A 25,798-nucleotide genomic window follows, 5' to 3' on the forward strand; every position below is an offset into this window, starting at 1 on the left:
ATGGATAATATAGAATTATCAATAGTAATGCCTTGCCTAAATGAAGCGGAAACCGTCGGCTTGTGTATAACCAAAGCAAGAAATTACTTATTAGGCAAGAAAATCAAAGGTGAAATAATAGTTGCGGATAACGGAAGCGAGGATGGATCTATAGAGATTGCTAGATCATTGGGTGCAAAGGTTGTAAATGTTGCTCAAAAAGGCTACGGAAACGCATTGTTAGAGGGGTTTAATGCCGCAGGTGGGAAGCACATTATAATGGGGGATTCAGATAATAGCTATGATTTTTCAGAGTTAGATTTCTTCATAGATAAACTAAAGGAAGGTAATCATATTGTAATAGGTAATAGGTTTGAAGGGGGAATTAAGGATGGAGCGATGCCTACGTTGCATCGTTATTTAGGTAATCCAGTACTATCATTTTTAGGTAGGATATTTTACTGCCCAGAAGTAGGGGATTTTCATTGTGGCTTGCGTGGAATAACAAAAGCAGCCATTTCTGAACTTAATTTGAAGTCTCCTGGAATGGAATTCGCCTCTGAAATGATAGTCAAAGCATCATTGAAAGGTCTTAAAATCACACAAGTTCCAACAATTCTACATAAAGATGGAAGAAATAGAAAACCCCATTTGAATACTTGGAAGGATGGTTGGCGGCATCTAAAATTTTTATTATTACTTTGTCCAAGATGGTTATTCCTCTATCCAGGACTATTGATGATAATTCTAGGTTTTTCCCTGACAACGATTTTATCTCTAGGGAGGCTTCAAGTTGGTTCTATAAATTTTGGAATCCACACGATGTTTTATGGCGCGATTTTTTTCATTATAGGCCTTCAATTATCAATGTTCTATCTGTTCACAAATATTTATTACCATTCTGCAGGGCTTTATAAGTTAAAAAAAATACAACTCAAGATTGTGAGTTTACTTTCCATGGAAAACGGCTTAATTGCAGCTACTACACTCATCTTCTCGGGGCTATTTCTGTCATTTTACGCGATAAATATTTGGAAAGAGACAGGCTACCAATCTCTTGATCCAGTTAAAATGTTAAAGGTTATTATTCCTGCCGGAATAACACTAATAATGGGCATTCAGATTCTTATCGCTTCCTTATTCCTAAGTATTTTAACTCAAAATAGAAGTGATCTAAAAACTTAATACCCGGCTAGATGTACGATATACATTTCACCTTTAATTTTGAAAATATTTATTTGCTTCCTAAAAATTGAAGTGATTAAAATGAACTATATGAGAGAAAAAGATATTAGTTGGATTGTTAATTTAAGGTGTTTTGCAACTATTTGCGTTATTATTATTCATGTTTCATTTCCTCTATTAAGTCTCACGGACTTTCCAAATTATTACTGGTGGTCAGGAAATTTGTTTGACAGTTTCGGGCGTTGTTCCGTACCTGTATTTGTCATGCTTACTGGTTATCTGTTTCTGCCAAAACCGTTAATCATTAATAATTTTTTCGCAAATAGGGTGAAAAAATTATTGCTTCCATTTATATGTTGGAACTTTATCTATATTCTAATTTTATATAGATGGGGGTATCCGGAGACCAATGCATTTCAATTTTTAATAAATATTGCAATCCCTAAGATGATTTTAGGAAAAGTTTCCTATCACTTTTGGTATATCTACATGCTTATATTACTTTACCTAATATTACCATTGTTGGGTTCAATTTTAAAGGGTATTTCTAATAACGGATTACTTTTGTTGTTGCTTATTTGGGGTATTTCTGTTGGATTTGGCAAGTTTATTGGTTTTTCAGAACTCGATCCTAGAAATTTTGCATTCTATATTGGGTATTTAATTGTTGGTTATTCCTTTTCACGCAATTTTTCATTTTTGCAGCATAAAAAGTTACATGTTTTTGCCATAATAGGCTTTTTAATTGGATTGTCTGTTACTGTGATTGGAACATATAAAATCTCCACAATAGAATCCAGGTTCAATGGATTTTTTTATGGCTATTTTTCCCCTAATGTTTTTGTTATGGCAGTTTCAGTCTTTTTGTTTTTCAAATGCAAATTGGATAAAAAGCCTCATTGGATAATTGAAATCCTAGATAGATATAGCTATGGCATCTACTTAGTTCATGTGTTGGTGCTATATTATTTAAGAAGATTGGATTTAAATTGCAATCTGCTAAGTCCCATAATTGGAATTCCATTGACAACGATTGTTTGTTTATTTATTTCTTGTTTTATAAATATTTTTTTAGCTAAACTTGGTCATTACTTATTCTCTAATAATGCTGAATCAAAAATGAAAATAGTTAAAAGAATGTAATTAACTAACAACTTGATTTAATTGGAGCTTTACCCTTATAACAGCCATCGAGGCTAAGAATACAGCTGATAAAATTATGATCTTGAACTTCAGTGAACCGCAACGGCAGAATCTCTATAAATGATTTGAATGCTGCTAAAACTGCAAAAAGATTATTTAAATACTGAATACATCCAGGTTATATTCGAAAAACAATGAACACAAATTATTTTAAGTCACTAAAATGGAATTTTGGGTTGCTTTTACTACAAAGAATGTAATTTTACTGTTGATCTCAAAACCAAGAACCTTGCTAATCTAATCACATGAAGAAGCTTACCATTTTTTTTACATTGATTTTTTTATCGTTATCTAGTTTCGCGCAAAGTTCCACCGAGGAGAAAGAATCTTCGACTTACTTCAACGCCTTCCAAAGAACTCGTGATGGCTACCCGGATTCTGCAATAGTTTATATGCAAAAATTAGCCCCAATAGATCCTAGCGCTGCTGAAGAATTGATTCATAATAGCTTTGCACAAGCTTTTCGGAGTATCGATCGGGAGAAGTTGAGCAGTAATCCTGGCTATTTATCGATGATTAAAAAGATGGGTATAACGGTTGATTCTGCTTTTAAAGCGATGGAGGAGCATAAAGCAAACGATAAGCTTATTTTAAGGGCACTTAGTAATGATGCTAATCCATTGATCAAAAACACAATTTTTCCTCTGGCAAAGTGGGTTGATGTTCAGGGTAATATCACTAATACCACCAGATTATTAGAAATTGGAAATGATTATTTAAAGTATTTATCAGATTCAACTGATTTTTACACCTACCGAAAAGCAAGGTATGGTTTGCTGATTTCAAAATTAATGACTGGTAATACTGCGCTTCAAGCAATTTCTGATAACTTGTTAAAGTTGATTTACAGTAACCTTCAAAATTACCTGATGGCTGAGGATGTCGCTGTGCTTTCCAGGCAGCAAAAGGAAAAGAGGGCCTGGTACAGATACCTGTCAGCCTATACGAATTTTGTTTTTTCGCAACATACAACTAACAAGACTGAAAAAATCCAATTCCTGAAATTAGCTAGTGAGCTGAGTCCTGATGTTTTGGATAAGACTGTGTCCCACGCTTATTTTTACGATAAGGCTCTGTTGGTAGGAGAGGGAAAAGAATCGTTTGAAGAAGATTATTTGGCTGCTTTAGGTAATGGGGATGAAAAATTTAAGAGCATCATGGCAATGTCTATTAAGGAACCATCATTTAAGGCTCAGGCGAAGGGACTTTACAAAGAGCCTGCTAAATTCAATACATTATGGATATACGAATTTAATAACTATTATAAAAATGCTCCACAATTCTCACTTTCTCAGTTGGATGGAGTGCAGTATGTCCTAAGTAAACAAAAGAAAAAATGGACTCTAGTCGATTTCTGGGGTACGTGGTGTGGCCCCTGTCGACAAGAACATCCCGATTTGCAAAAGCTTTATTTACAAACGGTAAATGGGACGCTGCCAATGCTTAATATTATTACGATAGCAAGTAGTGATACCGAACAAGCTGTGAGAGCCTACATGAAGGAGTTTAGATATAGTTTTCCGGTTGCAATGTCTGATAATCAGATTGAAAAAGCTTATAATGTTTCTTCATGGCCATCGAAATTTCTTATTAGCCCGCAGGGAAAATTCGTCGCGTTACCTTCTAATGTTAATTGGATAAAATATGTTAAAGATTATGTTAATGACTGACAAATTTATCAAAACTAACGTGGGGTCTGTATCCCCTATAAAAGCTGTATATTCGATGAGTCGGTAATTTTTGAATTGAATAAATTAAGCTTAATTTATTGCGTAGTTTACAATGTTGTTTAATTGAAGTATTTTTAATTCAATTGCTTTTTGTTTTTTAGATATTACAGCTATTTACGATTTCTAATCTGGACTGGATGCCGGTAAAGTTTTTAGCCATCTAATTTTCTTTAGACAGGACATTCATTTGCAATTGTTTAGTTCCTATTCTCTACCCAAAGAACTTATCGTTTTCAATACCTGAATTTATGGGTACTGTATTTTTGTTATTATATTTCCAAGTTCGGTCGTAAAGTTTTGCACGCTGTGAAACTTTTATCTAGTTAAACAATATTGCTTGACGGATAAATTTTCTTTGATGTTACTTTTTCTATCTGATTTGCCGCCGATATTTTTGTCGCTGCCTGCCTGATGGCACCTTCCCGGTAGTGATTATTTTTTCTTTCTTAAAGATTTGCTTCGGGGTTCGTAGTGAGCCTTAGGTGTATGGTATGGCTTCTGATACTTATCGTCTGGAGACCGATTCCAGAAAAAACGGTTTGAATTGATTTTCATATTTTTTGACTGACTTTATTGAGTTTTTACTTGTGCGCTCAGGTTATTTATCTCTAGTAGAGTAATGCCGGTTTTGATCCTTTGAACCTTTGTTTATCGTCTCGGTGCAATGGTGCATCGGGATTAAAAGCAAAATGTTATGATGATAAAATCATTTTTATGGGAGTGTATGCCGGTATTTGGACTGGCGCTGGGGCTTGCGGCACTTCTGGCTCTATGGGCGTTCCGCTTAGCCAGAAAAGTTGGTGGCTCCTCACCGCCGCTTGAGCACCGCTGGCAAAAAGGCGTAGACGATTTGGATGGTGAGCGGATTTCTGGTGTTGGTGATGAATCTGATCAATCGCGTGGAGATTCAATGATGGGGCTGGCGGTGCCGGATGCAGGTGTGTTGGTGCTTGCCGCTGATGAGTTTGCATTTGCCGGGGCTTTGGGAAATACTGGGGTTTTTGATAAGAGCGATCAGCTGGGGATGTTGGCGGACGTGCAGCAGGAGATCAAATCGGTCTGTGCGCTGCTTGCTCAAAAGGATGGTGGTAAGCAAGATTTCTTTACGATGTTCGAGCTGGTGCGTCAGAAATACCCTCGTATCGCGGGGCATCCTGCTGCCCTTGAACTCCGGCCTTTTATCCGTCAGCAAGTACCTTTTCATTTGTCTGATGAGGAACTGGATAACCTTTGGGGCTAGTTAGCAGCCGTTTTTTTTGAATCAACTGATTTTTTAATCCTTTTAATTTTTTGAATGCGTAGAAAAAATATATGTGGTTCCTTTTTAGGGATCTGGAAAAATACGTCCATTAAGTTTTTGCTTGCGGCGATGTTGGTATGTCTTTCTAACCTGCTGTTTTCTGCAGTGGCGTTTGCCCAGGATGGGATTCAAGGCATTAATGAGGCATCGAACAAAGTGCGTAGCTATTTTGATGCGGGGGCGAACCTGATGTATGCCATCGGTGCAGTTATCGGCATTATCGGGGCAACCAAAGTGTACCAGAAATGGAATGCGGGTGAGCCGGATACGGGTAAGGTGGCGGCGGCCTGGTTTGGTTCCTGCGTGTTTTTGGTGGTGGTGACTTCGGTATTGAAGTCGTTTTTTGGAATCTAAATAAGAAACGATCAGGGCGGGCGTGACCAGGCCTGGCTTAAGAATGGCATCAAGGTTCGCCTGCCCCTGATTTTAATTTAACGGTTATGAGTTTAGTGTATCATATTAATAAAGGTGTAGGTCGCCCGATTATCTTCAAGGGTTTCCAGGGACAGTATATTGCCTGGCTGTCAGGAGGGCTGGTGCTGCTGATGCTCTGCTTTACGGTGCTGTATGTGGCTGGCGTTTCGCTTTTTGTACTGCTGCCTCTGGTATTTGTTTTGGGTGGCGGGCTGTTTTTTTGTGTGAATTATTTGTCCAAGCGCTTTGGTCAGAATGGGCTGGGTAAATTTTTAGCACGGCGCGGATTGCCTGTTTATTTGAGGTTTTCTTCAAGGCGTGTGTTTACCGGGTTGCGAGTAGCGGCCTCTAATCGGGAAAGGCAGGTAATGCGATGATGGAGATTGAAAAGATACTTCCGGTCTGGAAGGTGGAAAGTGATTGTATGGTGTCCATGTCCGGAGATGTGACAATCGCTTATAGGGTGAGCTTGCCGGAAACCGGGACGCTTTCTCCCAGCAGTTTTGATGTGGCCCAGCAAGCTTTTGTGAAAGCGATCAGGGTATTGCCGGCAGGTGTGGTCTTTCATAAGGCAGATTACTTTTTTAAAAGTAAGGTGAAAGCGGACTTTGAAAGCGCTTCTGCCTCGGTACTTTCTTTTGCTTCCGAAGGGCATTTTAATGAAAGGCCTTTTTTGGATCATGAGTGCTATTTGTTTTTGACTTTGCTGCCGCGTGGCAGAAAGCTATCTTCTTCTGCTTATAGCAATATCCTGCGTAAATCGATTGCGCCTGCCGGACGTAAGGACGAGGTTTTGCTGAAGAATTTTTTCTCTGCGGTAGGTTCCTTTGAGCGGATTTTATCGGATAGCGGCCTGTTTGCCTTGGCGCGACTGGGTGATAATGAGCTTTCGGGAACGGCAAATTTGCCGGGGATCATTGAGCGGTATCTGTTTTTGCTCGGCAAAGGTGAGTCTTCGATGTTGCGCGATGTGCATTTGAAAGAAGGAATTAGGGTGGGCGACAAGCAGGTGCAGTTATTTACCCTGGCTGATGCGAAGGATCTGCCAGGGATTTGCGGGAGTAGGATTGACTTTGATGCCTATTCTACGGAAAGGACCAAGTACAGTATTGGCTTTGCATCACCCTTAGGGCTGTTTCTGGATTGTAACCACATTTATAATCAGTTGATTTTTACGGGTGACCCGCAGCGGACAATCAAGGAGCTGGAGGCAAAAAAACTGCGGTTGCAGTCGCTTTCTGCTTATTCCCGTGAAAACGCGGTTTCGCGGGATTTCTGCAATGATTTCTTGAATGAGGCGGTAGTGACCCAGAAGCTGCCGGTAAAGGCGCATTTCAATGTGCTTTGCTGGACAGATGAGGCTTCGGGGCTGACGGAACTGAAGAACAAGGTGGGGTCAGCAATGGCAAAAATGGATGCGGTATGCCGCCAGGAAACTGATGGCGCGCCGCAGGTTTGGTTTGGTTGTATGCCGGGCAATGAAGGGGATTTTCCGATGAACGATACCTTTGACACCTTCGCTGAGCAGGCCTGCTGTTTTTTGAATATGGAAACGGCTTACCGTTCGTCTTTGTCGCCTTTCGGGATCAGATTGGGGGACCGCCTGTCCGGTGTTCCGCTGCATGTGGATATATCGGATGAACCGATGAAACTGGGCTGGACCACAAACCGGTCAAAGTTCATTATAGGCCCCAGCGGTAGCGGAAAGAGCTTTTTTACGAACCATTTGATGCGTTCTTATTATGAGCAGGGCGCGCATGTGGTGATCGTAGACATCGGTCACAGCTATAAGGGGCTTTGTGATCTGCTTGGTGGCTATTACTTTACCTATTCCGGTGAAACCCCGATCTGCTTTAATCCTTTTTATATTGCCGAGGGTGATGTGCTGGATACCGAAAAGAAAGAGAGTATCAAGACTTTGCTGCTGGCGCTCTGGAAAAATGAAAGCGAAAGTTATACCAGGGCGGAATACGTGGCGGTCAGCAATGCACTGACTTTGTATTATGAGTACCTGGCAACGAATCCATCTGTATTTCCCTGTTTTAATTCCTTTTATGATTTCCTGATGCAGGAGTATCTGGTGGTACTCCGTGATGGTAAGGTGAATCCCAAGGATTTTAATATAGATAATTTTCTGTATGTACTGAACCCTTACTACAAGGGCGGTGAGTTTGATTTTTTGCTGAATGCAACTGAACACCTGGATCTGCTCAAAGAGAGGTTTATTGTTTTTGAGATCGATACCATAAAATCGCACCCGATTTTATTTCCGGTAGTGACCCTGATCATCATGGAAATGTTTATTGCCAAGCTCCGCAAGCTGAAAGGTGTGCGCAAGGTCTTGCTTTTGGAAGAGGTCTGGAAAAGCATTTCAAAGGGCGGAATGGCAGAATACATCCAGTATGCCTATAAAACGTTCCGCAAGTTCTTTGGGGAGCCGATTGTGGTTACCCAGGAGATCGAGGACATTATTTCTTCACCAATCGTCAAGCAGGCGATTATCAATAACTCGGACTGTAAGATCCTGCTGGACCAGAGTAAATACCAGAACAAGTTTGATACGGTGCAGGAGCTGCTGGGCCTGACCGATCACGATAAATCGCTGATCCTTTCAATGAATAAGGCCAATGATCCTAAGCTAAAGTATAAAGAGGTCTTTATCTCCCTGGGCGGGCATTCCAAGGTGTACCGTACAGAGGTCTCGGTTACGGAATATCTGGCCTATACAACTGAGGAAAGGGAGAAACAAAAGGTGCAGGAATATGCCGCCAAGTACGGCTCAGTGGCTAGGGGCATTGCGGTGCTGGCAGCTGAGCTGCGCAGCGGGAAAAAGGTTTTTTAACGAATTATTCACCAATTAAAACTTAACGATATGAACAATTTAAGAACAAAAAATGAGGAAGAAATGAATGCGCGCTTATTGTCATGGGCTTCCAGGATGTTGATCATGGGAGCAAGTATGACGCTGGTGCTGATCATCGGTTTTCAGTCTTGTAAACAGGCCGCCTCACTCGAAGGTACTTACGTGAATGACGCGGGGAGCGAGTTTAGTATTGCCCATGATACCCTTATAGTTGAGCATGAAGAAGGCTCAAGGTATCTGCTGCACCGGAGGACTGGATTTCAGTTGCTTGATGATACGGGAAAAGCCGGAAAGTTGCAGCATGAAAAGGAAGAATGGACTGCTGTGCTGGACAAGGAGAGCGGGATTCTGACTGAAAACCGCAAGGGAAAGCAGATCAGCTTTAGTGCTGATGGGGAGACTATCACGGTGGGTAAACGCAAATACAAACGAATATTAACAAAATAAGCGATGAAATTATTAGAGTTTATGACAAAAATTTTAAAGACCTATATGGTTGTGCTGCCCTTAAGTGCTACTGTCCTGCTGACCGCTTTGCCCACTGGGGCAAATGCGCAGCTGGCGATAGCCGAGGTGATCAAGGCAGGCGTAAAAAAGGTGATCAAGGCGGTTGATCTGAAAGTCCAGCGGCTGCAAAATGAAACGATCTGGCTGCAGAATGCGCAAAAAGTGGTGGAAAATACGCTGAATAAGTTGAAGCTGGGCGAGATCTCGGAATGGACCGAGCGCCAGCGCTCGCTGTATTCGGAGTATTACGAAAGCCTGGTGAAAGTGAAATCGGTGATCTCCGCTTACAAGCGGATCAGGGATATTGCTACTACGCAGGCAGCGATTGTGCAGGAGTACCGCTGGGCCTGGGGGCTGTTTAAAAAGGATAAGCATTTTTCCGCTGATGAGCTATTGCACATGGAAGAGGTTTATGAGGGCATGTTAAAGGCTTCGGTCAATAATCTGGACCAGGTTTTTGTAGTGATCAATTCCTTTAAAACCCAGATGGGTGATGCTGCAAGGATGGAGCTGATTGATGCGGCGGCAGAAAAGATGGAAGGTAATTTTACTGACCTAAGGCAATTCAATGACCAGAACATTACTCTTTCTATCCAGCGGAGCAGATCGGTACTGGAAACTAAAACATTAAAGGAGCTATATGATGTCAACTAAGGGGATGGATATGGAAAAAAGGCGGCTAGGGGCAAGGCTCCTTTTAATTGCTATGGTTTCGCTGCTGCTGGCGACTGCTACACTTTCACGCTGCCAGGCGCAGACCTGGAATGAGATTTTCAAGCAGAAAAAAACGCAGATCAAGTACCTGGGCGAGCAGATCGCAGCCTTGCAGATGTACTTGGAGTATGCTAAAAAAGGTTACCAGATGGTCAGCTCGGGCTTGCAGACCGTGAGGGACATTACCGGCGGAGAGTTCAATTTGCATCATGCCTTTGTGTCGGGATTGAAACAGGTGAGCCCTGCGGTCCGTGATGATATTCGTGTAGCGGAGATTGTCGCCTTGCAGGCGGCCATATTGAAGTCTTTTTCCGGGGTTAAGGGGAGTTCTTTCTTGAGTCCTGACCAGTTGGTTTACGTGGCCGAGGTGGCGGATGGGGTGATTTCAGATTGTTTGGCCGATATGGAAGAGCTGCTGCTGGTGATCTCCTCCGGCAAGCTGGAAATGAAAGATGATGAGCGCTTAAATAGGTTAGAGGGGATTTATGGGCGGATGCTGGAAAAATCAGGCTTTACACAAAGTTTTTGTAGCGAGGCGCGCCTGGTGATCCGGCAGAAACAGATGGAAGGCTTGACACTGGAAAGATTAAGGAGGTACTATGAGATTGAGTAAATGGTTTTTTGGATTTCTACTAATGGCCGCTTTGACGTTCGGTTTTCGCTTTACTGTCTCTGCCCAGAGCCAGGAAGTGCAACAGCTGGTGCTGAATGTAGAAAAGCTTAGCCAGCTGAAAAATATCCTTTCGGATATGAAACGCGGTTATGAGGTGATCGCTAAAGGCTATAAGGCGGTGAAGGACATTGCCCAGGGTAATTTCTCTTTGCATCAGGTGTTTTTGGACGGGCTTTGGCTGGTCAGTCCCGAGGTGCGCAGGTATTATAAGATTGCGGAGATCATTTCTTATCAAAAGGATCTGGTGTTGGAATATAAGGCGGCTTACAAACGCTTTTCTTCAGGTGGCAATTTCTCTGTTTCGGAGCTGGATTATGTTTCCAAGGTTTACGGCAAACTGGTGGAAGAAAGCCTGGATAATCTGGATAGGCTGGCGATGGTGATTACGGCGAACAAGATGCGCATGAGCGATGAGGACCGGTTAATGGCCATTGATCAGATTTTTGCCGAGGTGGAAGATCAACTCATTTTCCTGCGCTCATTTAACCACAAGACCAGTCTGCTGAACGTTCAGCGCCAGCAGGAAAAATCAGAGATCAAGGGTTTGGACTATTATTTTAAAAGGGAGGGCTTATGAGGTTGGTAAATTGTTTTAAGTTGTTTTTGATGGTCTTTGCTGGACTTCTGGTGATGCCGGGCTTTAGTTTTGCCCAAAGTGGAGGAGGGCTTGCGGGTTCGATCACCGGCCTGCAGCCAGTATTGGATAATGTATATCGGGATATGATGCCGCTCTGCTCGCAGCTGATCGGGGTAGGGCGGGGACTTGCTGGATTCGGGGCATTGTGGTATATCGCCTCGCGCGTATGGCGCAGTCTGGCCAGCGGCGAGCCGGTTGATTTTTATCCTTTATTGCGCCCTTTTGCCCTGGGCCTTGCCATTGTGCTTTTCCCTTTGGTGATCGGTGTACTCAACGGCATCCTGCAGCCGGTGGTTTCAGCGACCGGAGGCATGGTGAAGAATTCCAATAGGGCGATTGAGGCGCTTTTGAAGCAGAAAGAAGCTGCTGTCCGCCAGAGTAAACATTGGCAAATGTATGTCGGGGAAACAGGTTCTGGTTCAGAGGATAAATGGTACCGCTATACACATCCCAAGGATCCCGACCGGGAAGATGAAGGCGTTTTTGAGGGGCTTGGCAATGATATCAAATTCCAGATGGACCGCATGTCGTACAATTTTCGCAATAACATTAAGGCCTGGATGAGCGAGGTGTTGCAGGTCTTGTTTGCTGCTGCTGCGCTTTGTATCAATACGATCCGGACGTTTTACCTGATCGTGATGGCCATACTTGGCCCGCTGGTTTTTGGTTTCGCGGTCTTTGATGGGTTCCAGCATACTTTAACGGTCTGGCTGGCCAGGTACATCAATATTTTCATGTGGCTTCCGGTTGCCAATATCTTCGGCAGTATACTGGGTAAGATACAGGAAAATATGCTGCGCATCGATATTTCCCAGATCGGAGAGGCAGGTGACACTTTCTTTAGCTCCAGCGACGCGGCATATTTGGTGTTTTTGTGTATTGGAATCGTGGGTTATTTCACTGTTCCGAGCGTAGCGGGATATATCATCAATGCCGGTGGAGGTAATGCGATGGTGCAGAAAATCAATTCGCTGGTGGTAAGTGGTGGTATGGGGGCAGCTGGTATGGCCGCGGCCGGCGGCAAGATGGCGCAGGATGCTTTTGGCGATACTTACCGCAGGATGTCCGGTTCTTTTGATTCTGCTGAAGGGGGGGATTACTTCAAGGACAAGGTGGCTGGTGAAAAGACTTAAGCCTTATGTTCGATGTTGGTGTCAACTGGGCATAATAAGTTAACCTATTATGCCTGGATGACACCGCAGATTCTTTAACCACATATATACATAACCATGTTTGCACAACTTAAAAATATAGACCGTGCTTTTCAGCACATTAAAAAGTTCAGTATCGCTTTTCTCATTGTCTGCGTACTGTTGTCGGGGAGTATCGTTTACCTGTGTTTTGACCAGATGAACAAGGCATCGGGGCGGGTACTGATCCTGTACAACGGTAAGGTGCTGGAGGCTTTTGCCTCGGAGCGAAAGGCTAACCTGAATGTGGAACTCAAAGACCACATCAAAACTTTTCACCGGTATTTTTTTACCCTGGACCCTGATGAAAAGGCCATTGCAGCTACAGTGGGAAAAGCGCTATACCTGGCAGATAACTCGGCAAAACAGGCCTATGATAACCTTCGGGAGTCAGGTTATTTTAATAACCTGATTGCTGCCAATATTTCGCAAGGCATCGACGTGGATAGTATTTCGCTCGACATTAACCGCGAGCCCTACGGTTTTGTCTGCTACGCGCGGCAGAAGCTGATCCGTTCGACCAGTACGGTGTACCGCAGGCTGATCACTAGAGGGGATATCAGGGTACTTCAATCCCAGACCGATAACAACCCGCATGGGTTTTTGATCTGCCGCTGGGAAACGCTGCTGAACCAGGATGAATCTGCTAAAGCTGCTGCGCCATGAGGTTTTCTGGGAAAAGGGAAAAGGAGCTGGAAAATGGTCAGGTTCGGTTTGCGGAGAAAGTTGCTGCGGGGATTCTTGGCGCGCAACGAAGACTTGCTGACTATTTGAACCGCAGGACGGCTGGCTTTTCCGCCCGGAGGTGGAGGACACTTCTACTGGGCTTCTGCCTGCTCTTTGGCAGCTATACCCTGTACCTGCTGATTGCAGCTATTTATTAATTATTCAATTCATTTAAACGATATCATTTATGACAAAAAAAGAAGATGAAAACCTTATTGCTGAGGTTCAGGATGAAAAATCTAAACAAAAGATTAACAAGCACAAATTGCTGCTGGTACTTATTCCGGCAGTATTGATATTACTTGCCGGGTTGGCTTATCACCTGTATAGCCAGTATGCTAAAGGGACGGTTGCATCTGCGAAGCCGGGTATCAATACTGCCTTGCCGGAGGCGAAGCTCGAAAAAGAGCAGCCCGTGGATAAAATGGGCTATTATGAAAAAGCCCGTCAGGATTCTGCGCATAGCGGCGCTTCAGGCTTAGATGCAGCGGCAGAAAAGCTGGGTTTTTCCGTGCCGGAGAATGCGCAGGAAAAGCAGATCGATGAAAAACTTGCGGCCATAAATGAGGTGATCGCTACCCCTCATGTGGCGCCGAAAACTGCGGTGCCGGTTTCATTGGGTTATAGCAATGCAGCGCCAATTTCCAAAGATGTGGATCGGCTGGAAACGCTGATGAAAGGTATGCAGGGTGATGAGGGCGCTGATCCGGAAATGGACCAGCTGAGCGAGATGATGGATAAGCTGATTGCGGTGCAGAACCCCCAACTTGCTGCGCAGCTGTATAGAAAGAAAGATTCCGATGCCGCCCCGGACAGTTTGTTCAAAGCAATACCAGCAGTAGTGGCGATAGACCAGAAAGCCAGGCAGGGATCGGTGGTAGAGCTGCGGTTGCTGGATACGGTCGAGGTTAATGGAGTGATCCTTCCGGCTGGGCATGCTGTTTTTGGCCTGGCTGCTTTTTCTAACCAGCGGCTGAACCTGGAAATCAAAAACATCAGGATTGGAACTTCGGTGATCCCGGTGAACCTTACTGTTTACGATAAAAGGGACGCTATGGTCGGGATCAATGCACCTGAGGCGCTTTTGAGCGATGCGGTAAACGGTGGGGCTATTGATGCTACGGGGAGTATCGGCATTACTGGCTTTGATCTGACTACGCAGATCGCTGGGGCTGGCATTGATGCGGCCAGGTCGCTTTTGACCAAAAAGATCGGACGTATCAAGCAGAACCTGAAGGCAGGTTATCCTTTGCTGCTCAGGGACAATAGCAGAAAGCTGAAGTAGCCGGGGATAGCGGTGATACAACTAAAGGAGAAAGATGGACTGGCGGGCGAGCTGGTCAGGTACCTGGATGAGCAGGCTGGCCTAGGCTATAGCTGGGCGGTGTATGACAGTGATCAGCCGGTTGGTGGGGTCTGGGATATCTTCTGTTTTAAGGATCAGTTCAGCGCCCTGCGTGATGCAGCAAAAAACCAGCAGATTTTTAACTGGCATATTGCCCAGCCGATCTCAGAACTCCGCTGGGAGTTCGCAAGACAAGAGTATGAACTAAAAAAATTAAGCATGAATAGAAATTCGTTAGAAGCCTTCAGGGAGGAAGCAAAGGCGTTAAAAGTTCCTCAGAATATGATCGATGCAGCCGAGGTGCTCATGGAGCAGAATGTGCCAAAGATTGAAGTCTTTGGCCAGGTTCCGGCTGACCGGGGAATGATGGATGTCACCATTCACATCAAACAGTCCGGCCAAAGTGATTTTTATTACTTTAATAAATTCGATGTGGCCCTGAGTAAGGCTAAACCACTGGAAAACGATCACCAGTACCTGGTCATTAGTCAAAGCCCTGCCGATAAGGATAAAAACCTGCTCCGCAGATTTTCCAGTCCTATACAGGCTATGGATTACTTTAAGGCACAAAAAGGCAATGCGGAATTATCTACCGGTAAGGCCAGTGATAAAGACCTGCAGTACCGTGATACCCTTGCCACCATGAAAGATGGTAAAGTGGATTATGTGAAAAAAGAGTTCAGCCAGACTTTCCGCAGCCCGGTGATCCAGAATTCTCATTATGTGGACCGTGGTAAGGGTTTTAGCATTGAGCAGGCAGCCAATATGTTGCAGGGCCGCGCGGTTTTTCGTGATGATCTGGTGAGCAGGGCTGGTGTGCAGTATAAGGCCTGGAATACTTATCAGTTCAATGAGCCAAAGGACAGGTATAATAACTATACCTTAAAGCAGTATGGTGAGGGTTACCGTTTTGATCTGAAAAAAGAACTGGCGAATTATGAGATCAAGGAGATGCAGCAGCCAGCTACGGCCAAACAGCTGGTTTCAAGGATCGAAAACGGCCATTCTCCGGTGGTGACTGTAATTGGTAAGGATGGTGAATCTAAACCGCTACGAATTGAAGCGGTGCCGCGTTACGGCAACATTAACCTTTCTGAACCGGGTGGAAAGCCGGTAAAACGCGAGAATTACCAGAAAGAGCAGGTTATCAGTCAGGATATGGGGAAAGAGAAGGGGCAGGCTAGAACCAGAGGCCAGCAGCAGGGCCAGGAAATGGGCATGTGAAGATGTCTAATTCGCAATATTTTCGTTAAACAATTTATATATTCACTATTTAAACCCTAATTTATTATGTCAACATTTCAAAAGTTAAAAGATTTGATCGCTTCAGCTGAAGCTGATGCAGTGAAGTTTCATGAGAGAGGCAATGGTGCTGCCGGTACGAGATTGCGTAAAGTTTATCAGGAAATCAAGGTGCTGGCGCAGGCTGGCAGGGCTGAGGTTACTGAGCTGAAAAACAAGCAAAGTAAATAACAGTAAACAAAGTTGTTTTGGGAATTATGGCCCTGCTCCGATTTGGGAGCAGGGCTTTTTTACGGGTGTTTGTAATGCGCTACTCTTCCAGATAACTGATTGTACCGGATTTATCAAGGTCTGTTATGGTTACCGTCATTTCCGTTTTTTGCACTTCTGTACTGCGGAGATTCAGGCGGGCCAGTTCCAATTTGTTAAAACCATATTTCAGGTCATGCATAGTCGGTATATAGGGAAATTGTGCGAAGCCGGATACACTGTCTTTGATGCTGAGCGGGATGGGCAGTTGAAACATAAATGACCCATAGGTCAGTCTGAACATCATATAAGGGTGGGACTCATCTGTTTGCGCTTTACGTTTCAAAACTATTGCAGAAATCCCTGCTTCGCGTTGGGTACTACTAACCTTTCCCTGCAGCATTGACAAGGCATCGAATTGAAACTGGCTCCCTTGATGACTTTTCTCATTTATCCATTCCAGCGTTTTTGAAAAATTTGGCATTTCATCCTCGGGAACGAGCGTTAGCGCCATTTTGACAAAAGATTTGTATACGGCTATGGGGATATATCCGGGCATTTTCTGGGTGATACGCACAATACCTGCCTGCTGATCGAAGTCGATATTTTCAGGTGGAACCTCCTTCCAGTCGATAAACGAGCCGGTAGTGGTTATTGCAGCATTTTCCATTTTATATTTGGGATACCCTTTCTTGCCACGTATTCCAGTAATGGTATGGTCCAGGTTCATAAAATTGGCAAATTGTGTTTCCAGTAGACGTCCAAACTTATTGTTGCAGTCATCGCATTCATTATAACTGAACAACACGTTGTTTCCAATACAGCGGGGAAGTGCGTGTGCAATTTTTTTGAATTTGACCACTGGCCAACGCTGATTACAAAACCGGCAAATTTTGTTATTAATACCCAGGAATTGCTTTGGGCTTCCGGCTGTAAGGTGGTGGTATGCCATGATCTGATATTGATGATCAATTACATTAAGGGCATTGAGCGCATCCCGATCAAAATTAGTATCACCATTATTGTAATTGTAAAACCATTTATCCATTTTCTGACTCGTTTTTCTCAGTGTAGATGAGTTTGATTACGCTGCTCCAATAGAAAAGGGCTTCACCTTTGGCCACAAATTTCAGTTTTTTGTTCAGGATTTGAAATTCGCGATGGGTGATGTGGTATTCAGAAACGGCTACTTTGGGATCAAATCTTTCTATGGTTGCTGTGCCTGAAAGGATAATAGCAGCCAGATAAGCTGCTTTTGCTGTCGCTACCTGTGCTTGCTCTATCCTAAAAGCGCCTTTGAACACGTAATGGCCAAACTGCCCTATACCTTTTGTCAGGTAACCATGGTGTTGCTTTTCCAAATCTCCAGCCTGATGCAAATTCCTGGCCAGTACCAGCGAGGTATTGATGGTATCGTGGAGAACTGTTTCCATGGATTCGATTTTTAGGTTGGCGCGGTATTTTATTTCGGCATCAACAATGGTCTGGTAGGCCTTTTTGAACGTATTCAGATCTTTGATACGGTCAAACAAACATCCAACGTCGAAGGCCTGTTTAATGATTTCCATGAACATTTCAGACTGAATCTTTTCTCCTTTGCTGTTGCTTCCTTCACGGTGATAGGGTACTCCTGTTGTATTGGGTGCAAATGCGGTGAGTTTATCCCCGGCAATAGAACAAACATCCGGGGTAGTAACCATAATGGGGTCTCCATCTGTTAACAACCATTCTGTATGGATCGGGCGCTGGGTAAGCACAGGGTAATGATTTTCGGCAAATAGAACATCAAGCAGGATTTCCTTTTCTGGCCGCTCCACAACCTGTCCTTCTTTGGTTCTGGTGGGCACATTGGAGCCGAAGGAAAATCCATAGTGTGCTTTTGGTATTCCCTGCTGGTAACTTCTTCTGTGATCAAGGCGGTATTTGGTAAAGCTACTGAGTTCGATCACCTTGTCCAGGTGCGATTCGAGTTCCTTCTGGCTTGTTCCTGCAGGTACGATAATATCAATGTCTACTGAGAACCGTTGTGGTTCTTCGAGCATTAAAATGAGGCTTGTCCCTCCTTTGAATATAAAATCAAGGCCGCTCAATTTCAATGCCTCCAATAAGTGAAGGGCATGGATCATATTTTCAATGAGACCTGGATCTTTTTTGTATTGTGTTTTCTTTTCCGCCAGCCATTCTGCTGAGAGCGATTTAGGGTTAATCATTTAAAATGTTTTGTGGTATATCCGTATATGCTAACAGGTATTCCATCAGATCAGCTTCTTTTCTTCTGCGTTTGGCATAGCTAAATAGCCTGGTAAAATCAATCTGATATTTACTGTAAGCAGCGTTAATGATGTTGGCCAATTCTGATCCCTGGTAGGTGCTGAATAATTGCTTATCGGTAAATATATCTACAATTATTTTTTCAAGTGTGACTGTAGGAATTTTTTTTATGGTCTGAATAGGCGATTTGGAAACCAGTGTTTCAATTATTGTCGCGGGTGGCCCGTCGTAAACATATAATTCAAGTTCTTTTTGTTCTGGTTTTAAATATATACCTGAGGTGAGTAAGTCTTTTAAAAAATGAAAAACAGGTTCAAGTGCATCTTTTTCAACTTCAAGGATAGTAACCGTTTTAGTAGGCTGATGTAACATAAACTCATTCAATATCTGAGTTGACCAGATGCACATTTTCAGGTCATCAAATTGCTTTTTTATCTGCGTGATGATTTTTTTCTCATTCGCGTGGAATTCTGGTTTGTAAACCGGCCGGTAAGTGAATGAAAACAAATCCTTGGAATAGGCTTGGATCATTTTTTTTTCCTTGAGCGCATAAATTCTCCACCGGAATGTTGTCTCTTTAAGATCAGGTTCATAGTTTCGGTAAAAATCAAGTAGCTCCTGTCTGCTAAAGGATTCACGTCCCGCAAATGCTTTTTTTAACTGCTCTGTAATGAAATCTTTTCCCAATTTTATAAGTTTTAATCAAATGTAATAATTCAAACAAAAGACAGCAAATAACATCATGTGTCTTTTGTTTGAATTCAAATATAGAACATTAATTGTAAAAAAGAGTCTCATGTTTGATTTCAAACATGAGACAGTATTTAGCCTTTAGTGTCTTATGTTTGATCCGGTTTTTACGCTTAGCGTTTGCTTTTTTCCTTAAAAATCGCTAACTTAGTTACACTATATTGCATATATGCAATATAGTGTACTTATAAGCTTAAAATTAATGTCTTTATAAGTATTTGATTATCATTTAGTTGATATGTATTGATTAGTATCACACTAACTACAAAATTTGCTGAAATCCTCATTTTTTTCTTGCCAATAGGCTCACAAATCAGATGACCGAAATTTTAAACTTTAATATTGACCGGCTCGAAAATTATTTGAAAGCTTATCACCTGAAGTCGTTTTCTCTTTCAAGATTTTATGAAATTTTTGAAAGAGAAAGATTGGAATGGGGCGTACGAAAAAAGGTTACTTTTCTGGACTTTCTTGAGGAACTTTTAAAATCAAGGGTTTTCTATAAGGAAGTATTTGTTGATCAGGCTGGCGCGGAAAAAACCTTGCTTACGCATGGTAAACAAAATCAGTTTACCATGTTATCGCCGCTGGCAAAAAATGGTTATTTTGCTTACCGCAGTGCAATGGAATTAAACCGGTTGTGCACTGGCGGTTCAAAAATCAGTTATTTAAAGACCGAACATCCCCGTGACCGGGGAATATTGAAAGCGGGTAATGAATTGACGCAGGATGCGATAACGGCGGCTTTCGAATCCTTGCCGAGAGTCAACAAAAATGTATTGGAATGGAGAAAGGGAGAAGTGATGCTTGCTAATGGTAAAAAAACTGACAGGTTAGGTGTGTTAAGGGTGGAAAATGAAATCGATAGTTATTGTTATACAGATTTGGAAAGGACATTGATTGATATTGTTGTGCGCCCATTTTATGCCGGTGGGACAGAGCAGGTTTTGAAAGCGTTCAAAAAAGCCAAACAACAGCTCAATATCGAAAAGCTAAATGACTATCTGCAAAAACTCGGGTTTATTTACCCGTATCATCAATGTGTGGGTTATTATCTTGAAAAGGCCGGATATGCAAAAAAAGAATATGCGTTGTTTAACAAGAATAAGGTTTTTGACTTTTATCTAACCCATGCAATGGAGTATCCGGACTATATCGAGAAGTGGAAACTTTATGTGCCATATTAGAATTACTTAAAATTCCTGCCCCCATGAAAAGCATCTTTAGTTTCTTTGTTTAGCTCTTCGCGGACTTGTGTGCGTTTGTTCTGGGCCGGGTAGGGAGCTGTTTTTTCATCAGCCCGTGATAAAGTGAGTATCGGCAGATCGTCAGTTTCTCTTTGTAACAGTTTGCCCAGCATCTTGGTGAAATCAAAACACTTGCTCACGATCACATGCACGACCTGGCCTTCGCGTTGCAAACGTCCTTCTACCATCAGTAATCTGGAATGCAGGATTTCTTTTCGGTAAGTCTCGAAAAGCTTTTCGAATACCACCAGGTTGGAGTAGCCTGTTTCATCTTCAATGGTGATAAAACATACCCCGCCGGCTGTGCCTGGTCGTTGCCTCACCAGTACCAGTCCCGCCACTTTTACCAGCTGGCCGTCGGTGGATTCATCGTTGATGTGATGGCAGGTGCGGATATTGAGCATATCGAGCTGATTTCTGACAAAGCTCACCGGGTGGGCTTTTAAAGATAATCCCACTGTTGCGTAATCCTGTACGACATGCTCTCCTTTTCCCATTAGCGGTAGTTCGACCTGGGTTTCCAGCACACTTTCGGAAGGTTGTCCTTTAAATAGTTCTACTGGCATGTCCTTTAGCGCTGAAACTTCCCAAAGGGCCTTCCTGCGGTCCATCCCCAGAGAGCGGAAGGCATCTGCATCAGCCAGTCTTTCCAGGGCCCCCAAAGAGACTCCGGCATCGCGCAAAGCGGTAATGCTCCGGTAAGGGCTACTGCGGGCGTTTACCAGAACTTGCATTTCTTCTTCGGCTATTCCTTTGATCTGCCTAAAGCCTAAGCGCATGGCAAAATACTTTCCGGATTTTTCTTCCAGGAGATTATCCCAAAGGGAATAATTGACATCGACTTCGCGGACTTCCACTTTGTGTTTCTGTGCATCGATGACGATCTGGGCAGGCTGGTAAAAGCCCATGGGCATGCTGTTTAACAGGGCGGTGGCAAAAGCATCGGGGTAGTAGTGTTTCAGCCAGCAGGAGACATAGACTAACAGGGCAAAACTCGCCGCGTGGCTTTCAGGAAATCCGTAGCTGCCAAAGCCTTCCAGCTGCTTAAATATCCGCCTGGCAAATTCTTCGGTATAACCCTTTGCCAGCATACCCTTGATGAGTTTTTGCTCGTACTGGTTCACTAGGCCCTTGAACTTGAAAGTCGCCATGCTTCTGCGCAGTCCGTCCGCTTCTGCCGGGGTGAATCCTGCTGCAACAATCGCAATCTTCATGGCCTGCTCCTGGAAAAGCGGCACGCCAAGGGTTCTGCCCAATATTTCTTCCAGCTCTGGAGAGGGATAAACAATGGGCTCCTCACCATTTCGCCTGCGCAGATAAGGATGCACCATATCGCCCTGGATTGGCCCCGGCCGGACAATGGCCACCTCAATCACCAGGTCATAAAATTCCTTTGGACGCAGCCGCGGTAACATGGACATTTGTGCCCGGCTTTCGATCTGGAATACGCCCAAAGTATCTGCTGCCGAAATCATGGCATACACATCCGGGTCATCCTGTGGGATATTGGCCAATGTTAGTTTCCTGTGGTAATGATCCCTTACCAGATCAAAAGCTTTGCGGATACAGGTCAGCATGCCCAGCGCCAGTACATCCACCTTTAAAAATCCCAGGGCATCAATATCATCCTTGTTCCATTCGATATTGGTGCGGTCTTCCATTCGGGCATTTAAAATGGGGCAGAGGTCGGTCAGTTTTCCCTGTGTGACCACAAAGCCGCCCGTATGCTGGCCCAACTGCCTTGGAAAGCCCATCATCTGGGCAGTCAGCTCCAGTGTTTTCTTTAAATGCGGATCATTGGGATTTAATCCCTGCTCAGTGACACGCTTACCTTCGAACCATTCATCTGTAAATTCCCAGATGGAACTGGAAAGCCTGTTAATGGTATCTACCGACAGGCCCATCGCTTTACCCACATCGCGGATTGCACCTTTTTGATGCTGCTGGGTAACGGTGGCTACAATTGCGGCCCTATCGCGCCCGTATTTATTGTAAATGTATTGGATGATTTCTTCCCTTCGTTCATGCTCAAAGTCCACATCAATGTCTGGCGGCTCGTTGCGGGCAGGGGAAATAAAGCGTTCAAACAATAGATCAAATTTCATCGGGTTGACTGAAGTAATACCCAGACAAAAACAGATGGCGGAATTTGCGGCCGAACCACGTCCCTGGCAGAGGATGCCCCGGCTGCGTGCTTCTCGAACAATATCTTCCACAAATAGAAAGTAATTCGCGTAATCCATCTTTTTCACAAATTCCATTTCATGGTGCACCATCTCGACTACCTTTTCAGGAATCACCTCTCCGTAAAATTCATGCGCGCCTTTCCAGGTCAGATATTCCAGTTCTTCCAGGGGTGAACGTCCGCTATTGTTGATCTCTTCTGGGTAAACATATTTTAGCTCATCGAGTGAAAAAGTGCAGGCTTCAGAAATGACCAGCGTATTTTCTATGGCTAAAGGGTAGCGGCGGAATAAGCGCTTCATTTCATCCACCGGTTTCATGTACCGCTCCGCGTTCTGGTGAAGCCTAAATCCAGCCTCCTGGATGGTGCACTTTTCACGCACGCAGGTCAGTACATCCTGCAGCTCTCGGCGCGAAGGGTCATGGTAATGAACGTCCCCGGTGGCTACAACCGGAGTATTAAAGCGATCTGAAAGCTGCGAAATCCTAAAGATCAGTTTATCATCATTGCCCAGATAACTGCGCGTAGCGGAGAGGTAAAGCTGCCTGCCAAAGGCTTCCCGATATTCAGCGAGCGCTGAAATAAAGTTCTTTTCAAATTCAAAGCGTCTGTTGAGTACGCTTGGCATAACCAGTGTAAAAATCATTCCTTTTGCGTGCGCATAAACATCTGCGCGGGAAATATGGCAGGAGCCTTTTTCCGCCCTCATATTGCCTAAAGTAAGTAGTGCCGATAACCTGCCATAAGCTTCCTTGTCTGTCGGATAGGCGAGCAGACTCGGGCCGTCAAGCAGATCCAGCCGGCATGCGGGAATAATGGAAATGCCTTTTTCTCTTGCTGCGGCATGCGCGCGGACAATTCCTGCCAGGGTATTGCGGTCGGTAATGGCAATTTTTTGATAACCGAAAGCTGCGGCCTGATCGATGAGCTCATGCGGGTGCGACGCGCCCCGGAGAAAGCTAAAATTAGACGTTACCTGCAGTTCACTATATCCCATATCAAATCCCTCCTTTAGGCAAAAAATCCATGAATAAACCATTTAAACTGTTTCTCTGAGCCATAATGCCCCGAGCGGAACAGCCAATACCTGCGCCCTTTGTCATCCTCTACCTGATAATAATCCCGGTGTTCTCCTTCATCCAGCCACCATTCCCGCTCGATACGTTCTGGTCCGTCTGCTTTTACCACCTGGTGCTGAACCCCATTGTAGCGGAAAAAACGCGGCGGGTGATCAGGTATCAGTGCCATTACTTCAATAGGGGCAGGAGTTGCCAGCAATTCGGTTGGCCTGGGCATGTCCATGCGCCATTCGGTGTCTTTTTTTGCGGTTATGGAAGTGGTATTGCTAACAGACCGTTCCGGCCAGTACCGCGTTGCGGGCAGGTAACGGCGGATGACCTCAGCTCCTACTTTTCCGGCCACCCGGTCAAGGAGCCTGATTACGCTATTATCATCCAGCCCGGGTTTTTCGGTCCAGATTGTTTCCTGTGGTAGTTCAACATCACCGGGCTTTGTCACTTCCAGGATAAACAGTTCTATTCCGAGCCCTGGCCTGATCTGATCGATTTTGAGCTGGAAAAGTTTGAACAGGTGGCTTACGCTATGGCTTGCCGCATTGGTGCCGATGGAAACCTGTACCAATTTCCCGTCCAGTCTGTAGCCGGTTAAAACGCCCTTCCTGAGGCCTTTGCCTTCGGCCTGCATACTGGGGCAAAGACTTTCCAGTAGTTTTGTAATCGCGATTTCAATCGCTGTCCGGGTTCTGATGGGTTCCATACATGGAAGCCGCTGCTGAAAAGCCACGGGTACCTGTATAGGCAAGAGCGCTTCGGCTTCAGTTCCCAGAGCCTGGGCCAAACGAAGTAAGAATTCTTCCCCGAACCGCCTGCGCAAGACAGATCTGGGCATATTAAAAAAACTCCTGATCTGGTAAAATCCCAGTTTGCGAAGACGTGCCAGCACTATTTCGTCCAGCCGTAAAGCCTCCGGTGGTAAGGGGAGCAGGGCTTCCGCCTGGCCGTTCACTTCTATAATCGGCGTAATGGTTCCGTAGCGCGAAATGGCCCACGCAGCGCCGGGGGTATCCGCAATTGCGGCACGAACGGTATATCCTTTGCTTTTTAATCTGGAAACTATATCTTTTAGATAAGGCCTTTCTCCGCCCCAGAGGTGGGGGCAACCGCTTACTTCCATGAGCAGTCCATCCATCCCGAATTCATCAATGGCAACAATAGGGGCGTAGCGGATGCACCATTCCCCTAATCCCTGGAGTAATTTTTTTGCCCGGCCGGGCTTATCGTCCAGAACTTCAAGTCCCGCGCAGATGGCCTTTGCATCAGCTGCCCGCATTCCGCGCTGGGCCCCTGCGGCAGCTGCAAGCGGGCTCGAAGCAGTAATTATCATTCGCCCATGATCCGGCGCAGCAAAAACAAAGGGAATTTCAGCTAGCTCCGGCCGGCGGATAAGCTGCCAGTCCGCCAGTAGCTGACGAAACCATATTGAAACAAAACGTCTTTGCATAATCTTTACCCAATCTGCCTGTTCTGCTCTTCCTTCCAGCCATCAGACTGCAATACCCGTTTAATCTCTAAAAAGCCCTCTCCGGCCCACTCTAGTATCCAGTTTCCCGGAATCCCGTTTCTTACCTTCAGCAGGTTTACGTTCCATCTTGGAAATCCCAGTCCCGGCATACCTTGTTCAGCTACACTTGCTATCGGACTGATCTGCCACCGCGCAGTTGCAATAGTAGTGGCCGTTTTTCCTGCGCTTTTTCGAAGAATAAAGCCAGTTACTCCGCTTTCTTCTACCGCTAGTTGCAACCTGCGGGATTCGATCAAACTTAAAGTATCAAGCTCAGCTACAACAGCAGCAAGGCCCTGACACCGTAATGCCTCTTCCATAATCCAAAGCGCATCTTTTTCAGATTTGGCGTCCATAAAGATGATTCTTTCCGGCTCTACATTGAATGATCTTAAGGAAGCCGGGAAAAGCCGTCTTTTGGTACTGATCCATGCGCAAGCCGCACCATCCTGCATCAAACTGGAAAGTATTCCTGCTATAAAGCCATCGCTGGCAGCAGCATCTTCTGGAAAAACCGAAATAAATTCATGGATTGCCCGCTTAGGAAATACTCCACCGGGAAAAGCATCCTCAATAGCACCAAGGCCAATCCGCTCCGCCTTTGATGCCGAAACGGGCTTAAAGCCCTGCCACAGCAGGATATCCTGCTGCAGTTTTGCTATCAATTCGCTTTCTGATTCCATGTTTATTACTAAAATTATTAGCTATTTTAATTGACTTTTGCAATTTAACAACAAACATAATGCTAAAAATGTTAGTAAAAAATGAAATGTGGAAAAGATTGGGGTTTTGGTGGATAAATGGAAGG

24 protein-coding genes are annotated in these 25,798 nt (G+C 44.4%); 18 read left to right on the forward strand and 6 right to left on the reverse strand.

The annotated features are described in order from the left end of the window. The 17 genes from OC25_RS17520 (at position 1) to OC25_RS17600 (ending at position 15,939) form a co-directional block, all read left to right on the forward strand. Positions 1-1,164, forward strand: coding sequence for a glycosyltransferase family 2 protein (locus OC25_RS17520; protein ID WP_039478730.1), 1,164 nt, complete (start codon positions 1-3; stop codon positions 1,162-1,164). A 90-nt stretch (positions 1,165-1,254) separates the two neighbouring features. Beyond that, entirely contained in the window at positions 1,255-2,307 is a 1,053-nt protein-coding gene (locus tag OC25_RS17525; RefSeq protein ID WP_167335408.1) for an acyltransferase, read from the forward strand. Positions 2,308-2,612: 305 nt separating this feature from the next. Next, positions 2,613-4,037 carry a TlpA family protein disulfide reductase gene (locus OC25_RS17530; protein ID WP_039478734.1) on the forward strand — a complete coding sequence of 475 codons (1,425 nt, stop codon included), beginning with the start codon at positions 2,613-2,615 and terminating at the stop codon, positions 4,035-4,037. Positions 4,038-4,791: 754 nt separating this feature from the next. Continuing rightward, positions 4,792-5,337, forward strand: coding sequence for a hypothetical protein (locus OC25_RS17535; protein WP_156131514.1), 546 nt, complete (start codon positions 4,792-4,794; stop codon positions 5,335-5,337). Positions 5,338-5,466: 129 nt separating this feature from the next. Beyond that, on the forward strand, positions 5,467-5,751 hold the full coding sequence (locus OC25_RS17540) for a DUF4134 domain-containing protein (RefSeq protein WP_052266285.1): 285 nt from the start codon (positions 5,467-5,469) through the stop codon (positions 5,749-5,751). Positions 5,752-5,837: 86 nt separating this feature from the next. Further along, positions 5,838-6,188 carry a DUF4133 domain-containing protein gene (locus OC25_RS17545; protein WP_039478741.1) on the forward strand — a complete coding sequence of 117 codons (351 nt, stop codon included), beginning with the start codon at positions 5,838-5,840 and terminating at the stop codon, positions 6,186-6,188. Then, a complete protein-coding gene (locus OC25_RS17550) occupies positions 6,185-8,653 on the forward strand; it encodes a TraG family conjugative transposon ATPase (RefSeq protein ID WP_039478744.1) in 2,469 nt (822 codons plus the stop codon). Before OC25_RS17545 ends, OC25_RS17550 begins: the two co-directional genes overlap by 4 nt. Positions 8,654-8,683: 30 nt before the next feature. Further along, positions 8,684-9,121, forward strand: coding sequence for a hypothetical protein (locus tag OC25_RS17555; RefSeq protein WP_039478745.1), 438 nt, complete (start codon positions 8,684-8,686; stop codon positions 9,119-9,121). A 3-nt stretch (positions 9,122-9,124) separates the two neighbouring features. Beyond that, complete coding sequence (locus tag OC25_RS17560; RefSeq protein ID WP_039478747.1) at positions 9,125-9,835, forward strand: hypothetical protein; 711 nt, start codon at positions 9,125-9,127, stop codon at positions 9,833-9,835. After that, the gene (locus OC25_RS17565) at positions 9,822-10,508 is read left to right on the forward strand and encodes a hypothetical protein (RefSeq protein WP_156131515.1); all 687 of its coding nucleotides are present in this window, start codon (positions 9,822-9,824) and stop codon (positions 10,506-10,508) included. The genes OC25_RS17560 and OC25_RS17565 overlap by 14 nt, the downstream gene beginning before the upstream one ends. Beyond that, positions 10,495-11,145: a hypothetical protein gene (locus OC25_RS17570; RefSeq protein WP_082018636.1), complete on the forward strand. Its 651-nt coding sequence runs from the start codon at positions 10,495-10,497 to the stop codon at positions 11,143-11,145. The genes OC25_RS17565 and OC25_RS17570 overlap by 14 nt, the downstream gene beginning before the upstream one ends. Beyond that, positions 11,142-12,338: a conjugative transposon protein TraJ gene (gene traJ / locus OC25_RS17575; protein ID WP_039478752.1), complete on the forward strand. Its 1,197-nt coding sequence runs from the start codon at positions 11,142-11,144 to the stop codon at positions 12,336-12,338. The genes OC25_RS17570 and traJ overlap by 4 nt, the downstream gene beginning before the upstream one ends. A gap of 96 nt (positions 12,339-12,434) precedes the next feature. Next, positions 12,435-13,061: a conjugative transposon protein TraK gene (gene traK / locus OC25_RS17580; RefSeq protein ID WP_039478755.1), complete on the forward strand. Its 627-nt coding sequence runs from the start codon at positions 12,435-12,437 to the stop codon at positions 13,059-13,061. Beyond that, the gene (locus tag OC25_RS28145) at positions 13,058-13,279 is read left to right on the forward strand and encodes a hypothetical protein (protein WP_039478758.1); all 222 of its coding nucleotides are present in this window, start codon (positions 13,058-13,060) and stop codon (positions 13,277-13,279) included. Before traK ends, OC25_RS28145 begins: the two co-directional genes overlap by 4 nt. 29 nt (positions 13,280-13,308) lie before the next feature. Continuing rightward, positions 13,309-14,406 carry a conjugative transposon protein TraM gene (gene traM, locus OC25_RS17590; protein WP_052266287.1) on the forward strand — a complete coding sequence of 366 codons (1,098 nt, stop codon included), beginning with the start codon at positions 13,309-13,311 and terminating at the stop codon, positions 14,404-14,406. A 12-nt stretch (positions 14,407-14,418) separates the two neighbouring features. Continuing rightward, positions 14,419-15,690, forward strand: coding sequence for a hypothetical protein (locus OC25_RS17595; RefSeq protein ID WP_039478760.1), 1,272 nt, complete (start codon positions 14,419-14,421; stop codon positions 15,688-15,690). A gap of 66 nt (positions 15,691-15,756) precedes the next feature. Then, positions 15,757-15,939, forward strand: coding sequence for a hypothetical protein (locus OC25_RS17600; protein ID WP_039478761.1), 183 nt, complete (start codon positions 15,757-15,759; stop codon positions 15,937-15,939). Positions 15,940-16,018: 79 nt separating this feature from the next. On the opposite strand, the gene OC25_RS17605 is transcribed toward OC25_RS17600, so the two are convergent. From OC25_RS17605 to OC25_RS17615, 3 genes are read right to left on the reverse strand one after another with little or no spacing between them, the layout of a single operon-like run. After that, complete coding sequence (locus tag OC25_RS17605) at positions 16,019-17,005, reverse strand: HNH endonuclease (RefSeq protein WP_039478762.1); 987 nt, start codon at positions 17,003-17,005, stop codon at positions 16,019-16,021. After that, positions 16,998-18,167 (reverse strand): nucleotidyl transferase AbiEii/AbiGii toxin family protein, encoded by a 1,170-nt coding sequence (locus OC25_RS17610; RefSeq protein WP_039478763.1) that lies wholly within the window; start codon positions 18,165-18,167, stop codon positions 16,998-17,000. The genes OC25_RS17605 and OC25_RS17610 overlap by 8 nt, the downstream gene beginning before the upstream one ends. Beyond that, complete coding sequence (locus tag OC25_RS17615; RefSeq protein WP_052266288.1) at positions 18,160-18,915, reverse strand: DUF6577 family protein; 756 nt, start codon at positions 18,913-18,915, stop codon at positions 18,160-18,162. The genes OC25_RS17610 and OC25_RS17615 overlap by 8 nt, the downstream gene beginning before the upstream one ends. Positions 18,916-19,295: 380 nt before the next feature. Here OC25_RS17615 and OC25_RS17620 point away from each other — a divergent pair, with 380 nt between their 5' ends. Then, positions 19,296-20,165, forward strand: coding sequence for a hypothetical protein (locus OC25_RS17620; RefSeq protein WP_052266289.1), 870 nt, complete (start codon positions 19,296-19,298; stop codon positions 20,163-20,165). A 2-nt stretch (positions 20,166-20,167) separates the two neighbouring features. Here OC25_RS17620 and OC25_RS17625 read toward each other — a convergent pair whose 3' ends face one another. The 3 genes from OC25_RS17625 to OC25_RS17635 are packed head-to-tail and all read right to left on the reverse strand — an operon-like array spanning position 20,168 to position 25,673. Continuing rightward, a complete protein-coding gene (locus tag OC25_RS17625) occupies positions 20,168-23,407 on the reverse strand; it encodes an error-prone DNA polymerase (protein WP_039478764.1) in 3,240 nt (1,079 codons plus the stop codon). Between the two features lie 14 nt (positions 23,408-23,421). Then, positions 23,422-24,930, reverse strand: coding sequence for a Y-family DNA polymerase (locus OC25_RS17630; protein ID WP_039478766.1), 1,509 nt, complete (start codon positions 24,928-24,930; stop codon positions 23,422-23,424). Between the two features lie 5 nt (positions 24,931-24,935). After that, a complete protein-coding gene (locus OC25_RS17635; RefSeq protein WP_039478767.1) occupies positions 24,936-25,673 on the reverse strand; it encodes an ImuA family protein in 738 nt (245 codons plus the stop codon). Positions 25,674-25,798 lie beyond the last annotated feature (125 nt).

Origin of the sequence: Pedobacter kyungheensis (assembly GCF_000812965.1) — a bacterium.
Lineage (GTDB): Bacteria > Bacteroidota > Bacteroidia > Sphingobacteriales > Sphingobacteriaceae > Pedobacter > Pedobacter kyungheensis.

What these genes read in the sequence shown, in the direction of transcription:
- OC25_RS17520 (WP_039478730.1), top strand. Translation starts at nt 1, where the DNA reads ATGGATAATATAGAATTATCAATAGTAATGCCTTGCCTAAATGAAGCG.
- OC25_RS17525 (WP_167335408.1), top strand. Translation starts at nt 1,255, where the DNA reads ATGAGAGAAAAAGATATTAGTTGGATTGTTAATTTAAGGTGTTTTGCA.
- OC25_RS17530 (WP_039478734.1), top strand. Translation starts at nt 2,613, where the DNA reads ATGAAGAAGCTTACCATTTTTTTTACATTGATTTTTTTATCGTTATCT.
- OC25_RS17535 (WP_156131514.1), top strand. Translation starts at nt 4,792, where the DNA reads ATGATGATAAAATCATTTTTATGGGAGTGTATGCCGGTATTTGGACTG.
- OC25_RS17540 (WP_052266285.1), top strand. Translation starts at nt 5,467, where the DNA reads ATGTTGGTATGTCTTTCTAACCTGCTGTTTTCTGCAGTGGCGTTTGCC.
- OC25_RS17545 (WP_039478741.1), top strand. Translation starts at nt 5,838, where the DNA reads ATGAGTTTAGTGTATCATATTAATAAAGGTGTAGGTCGCCCGATTATC.
- OC25_RS17550 (WP_039478744.1), top strand. Translation starts at nt 6,185, where the DNA reads ATGATGGAGATTGAAAAGATACTTCCGGTCTGGAAGGTGGAAAGTGAT.
- OC25_RS17555 (WP_039478745.1), top strand. Translation starts at nt 8,684, where the DNA reads ATGAACAATTTAAGAACAAAAAATGAGGAAGAAATGAATGCGCGCTTA.
- OC25_RS17560 (WP_039478747.1), top strand. Translation starts at nt 9,125, where the DNA reads ATGAAATTATTAGAGTTTATGACAAAAATTTTAAAGACCTATATGGTT.
- OC25_RS17565 (WP_156131515.1), top strand. Translation starts at nt 9,822, where the DNA reads ATGATGTCAACTAAGGGGATGGATATGGAAAAAAGGCGGCTAGGGGCA.
- OC25_RS17570 (WP_082018636.1), top strand. Translation starts at nt 10,495, where the DNA reads ATGAGATTGAGTAAATGGTTTTTTGGATTTCTACTAATGGCCGCTTTG.
- traJ (WP_039478752.1), top strand. Translation starts at nt 11,142, where the DNA reads ATGAGGTTGGTAAATTGTTTTAAGTTGTTTTTGATGGTCTTTGCTGGA.
- traK (WP_039478755.1), top strand. Translation starts at nt 12,435, where the DNA reads ATGTTTGCACAACTTAAAAATATAGACCGTGCTTTTCAGCACATTAAA.
- OC25_RS28145 (WP_039478758.1), top strand. Translation starts at nt 13,058, where the DNA reads ATGAGGTTTTCTGGGAAAAGGGAAAAGGAGCTGGAAAATGGTCAGGTT.
- traM (WP_052266287.1), top strand. Translation starts at nt 13,309, where the DNA reads ATGACAAAAAAAGAAGATGAAAACCTTATTGCTGAGGTTCAGGATGAA.
- OC25_RS17600 (WP_039478761.1), top strand. Translation starts at nt 15,757, where the DNA reads ATGTCAACATTTCAAAAGTTAAAAGATTTGATCGCTTCAGCTGAAGCT.
- OC25_RS17605 (WP_039478762.1), bottom strand. Translation starts at nt 17,005, where the DNA reads ATGGATAAATGGTTTTACAATTACAATAATGGTGATACTAATTTTGAT.
- OC25_RS17610 (WP_039478763.1), bottom strand. Translation starts at nt 18,167, where the DNA reads ATGATTAACCCTAAATCGCTCTCAGCAGAATGGCTGGCGGAAAAGAAA.
- OC25_RS17620 (WP_052266289.1), top strand. Translation starts at nt 19,296, where the DNA reads ATGACCGAAATTTTAAACTTTAATATTGACCGGCTCGAAAATTATTTG.
- OC25_RS17625 (WP_039478764.1), bottom strand. Translation starts at nt 23,407, where the DNA reads ATGGGATATAGTGAACTGCAGGTAACGTCTAATTTTAGCTTTCTCCGG.
- OC25_RS17630 (WP_039478766.1), bottom strand. Translation starts at nt 24,930, where the DNA reads ATGCAAAGACGTTTTGTTTCAATATGGTTTCGTCAGCTACTGGCGGAC.
- OC25_RS17635 (WP_039478767.1), bottom strand. Translation starts at nt 25,673, where the DNA reads ATGGAATCAGAAAGCGAATTGATAGCAAAACTGCAGCAGGATATCCTG.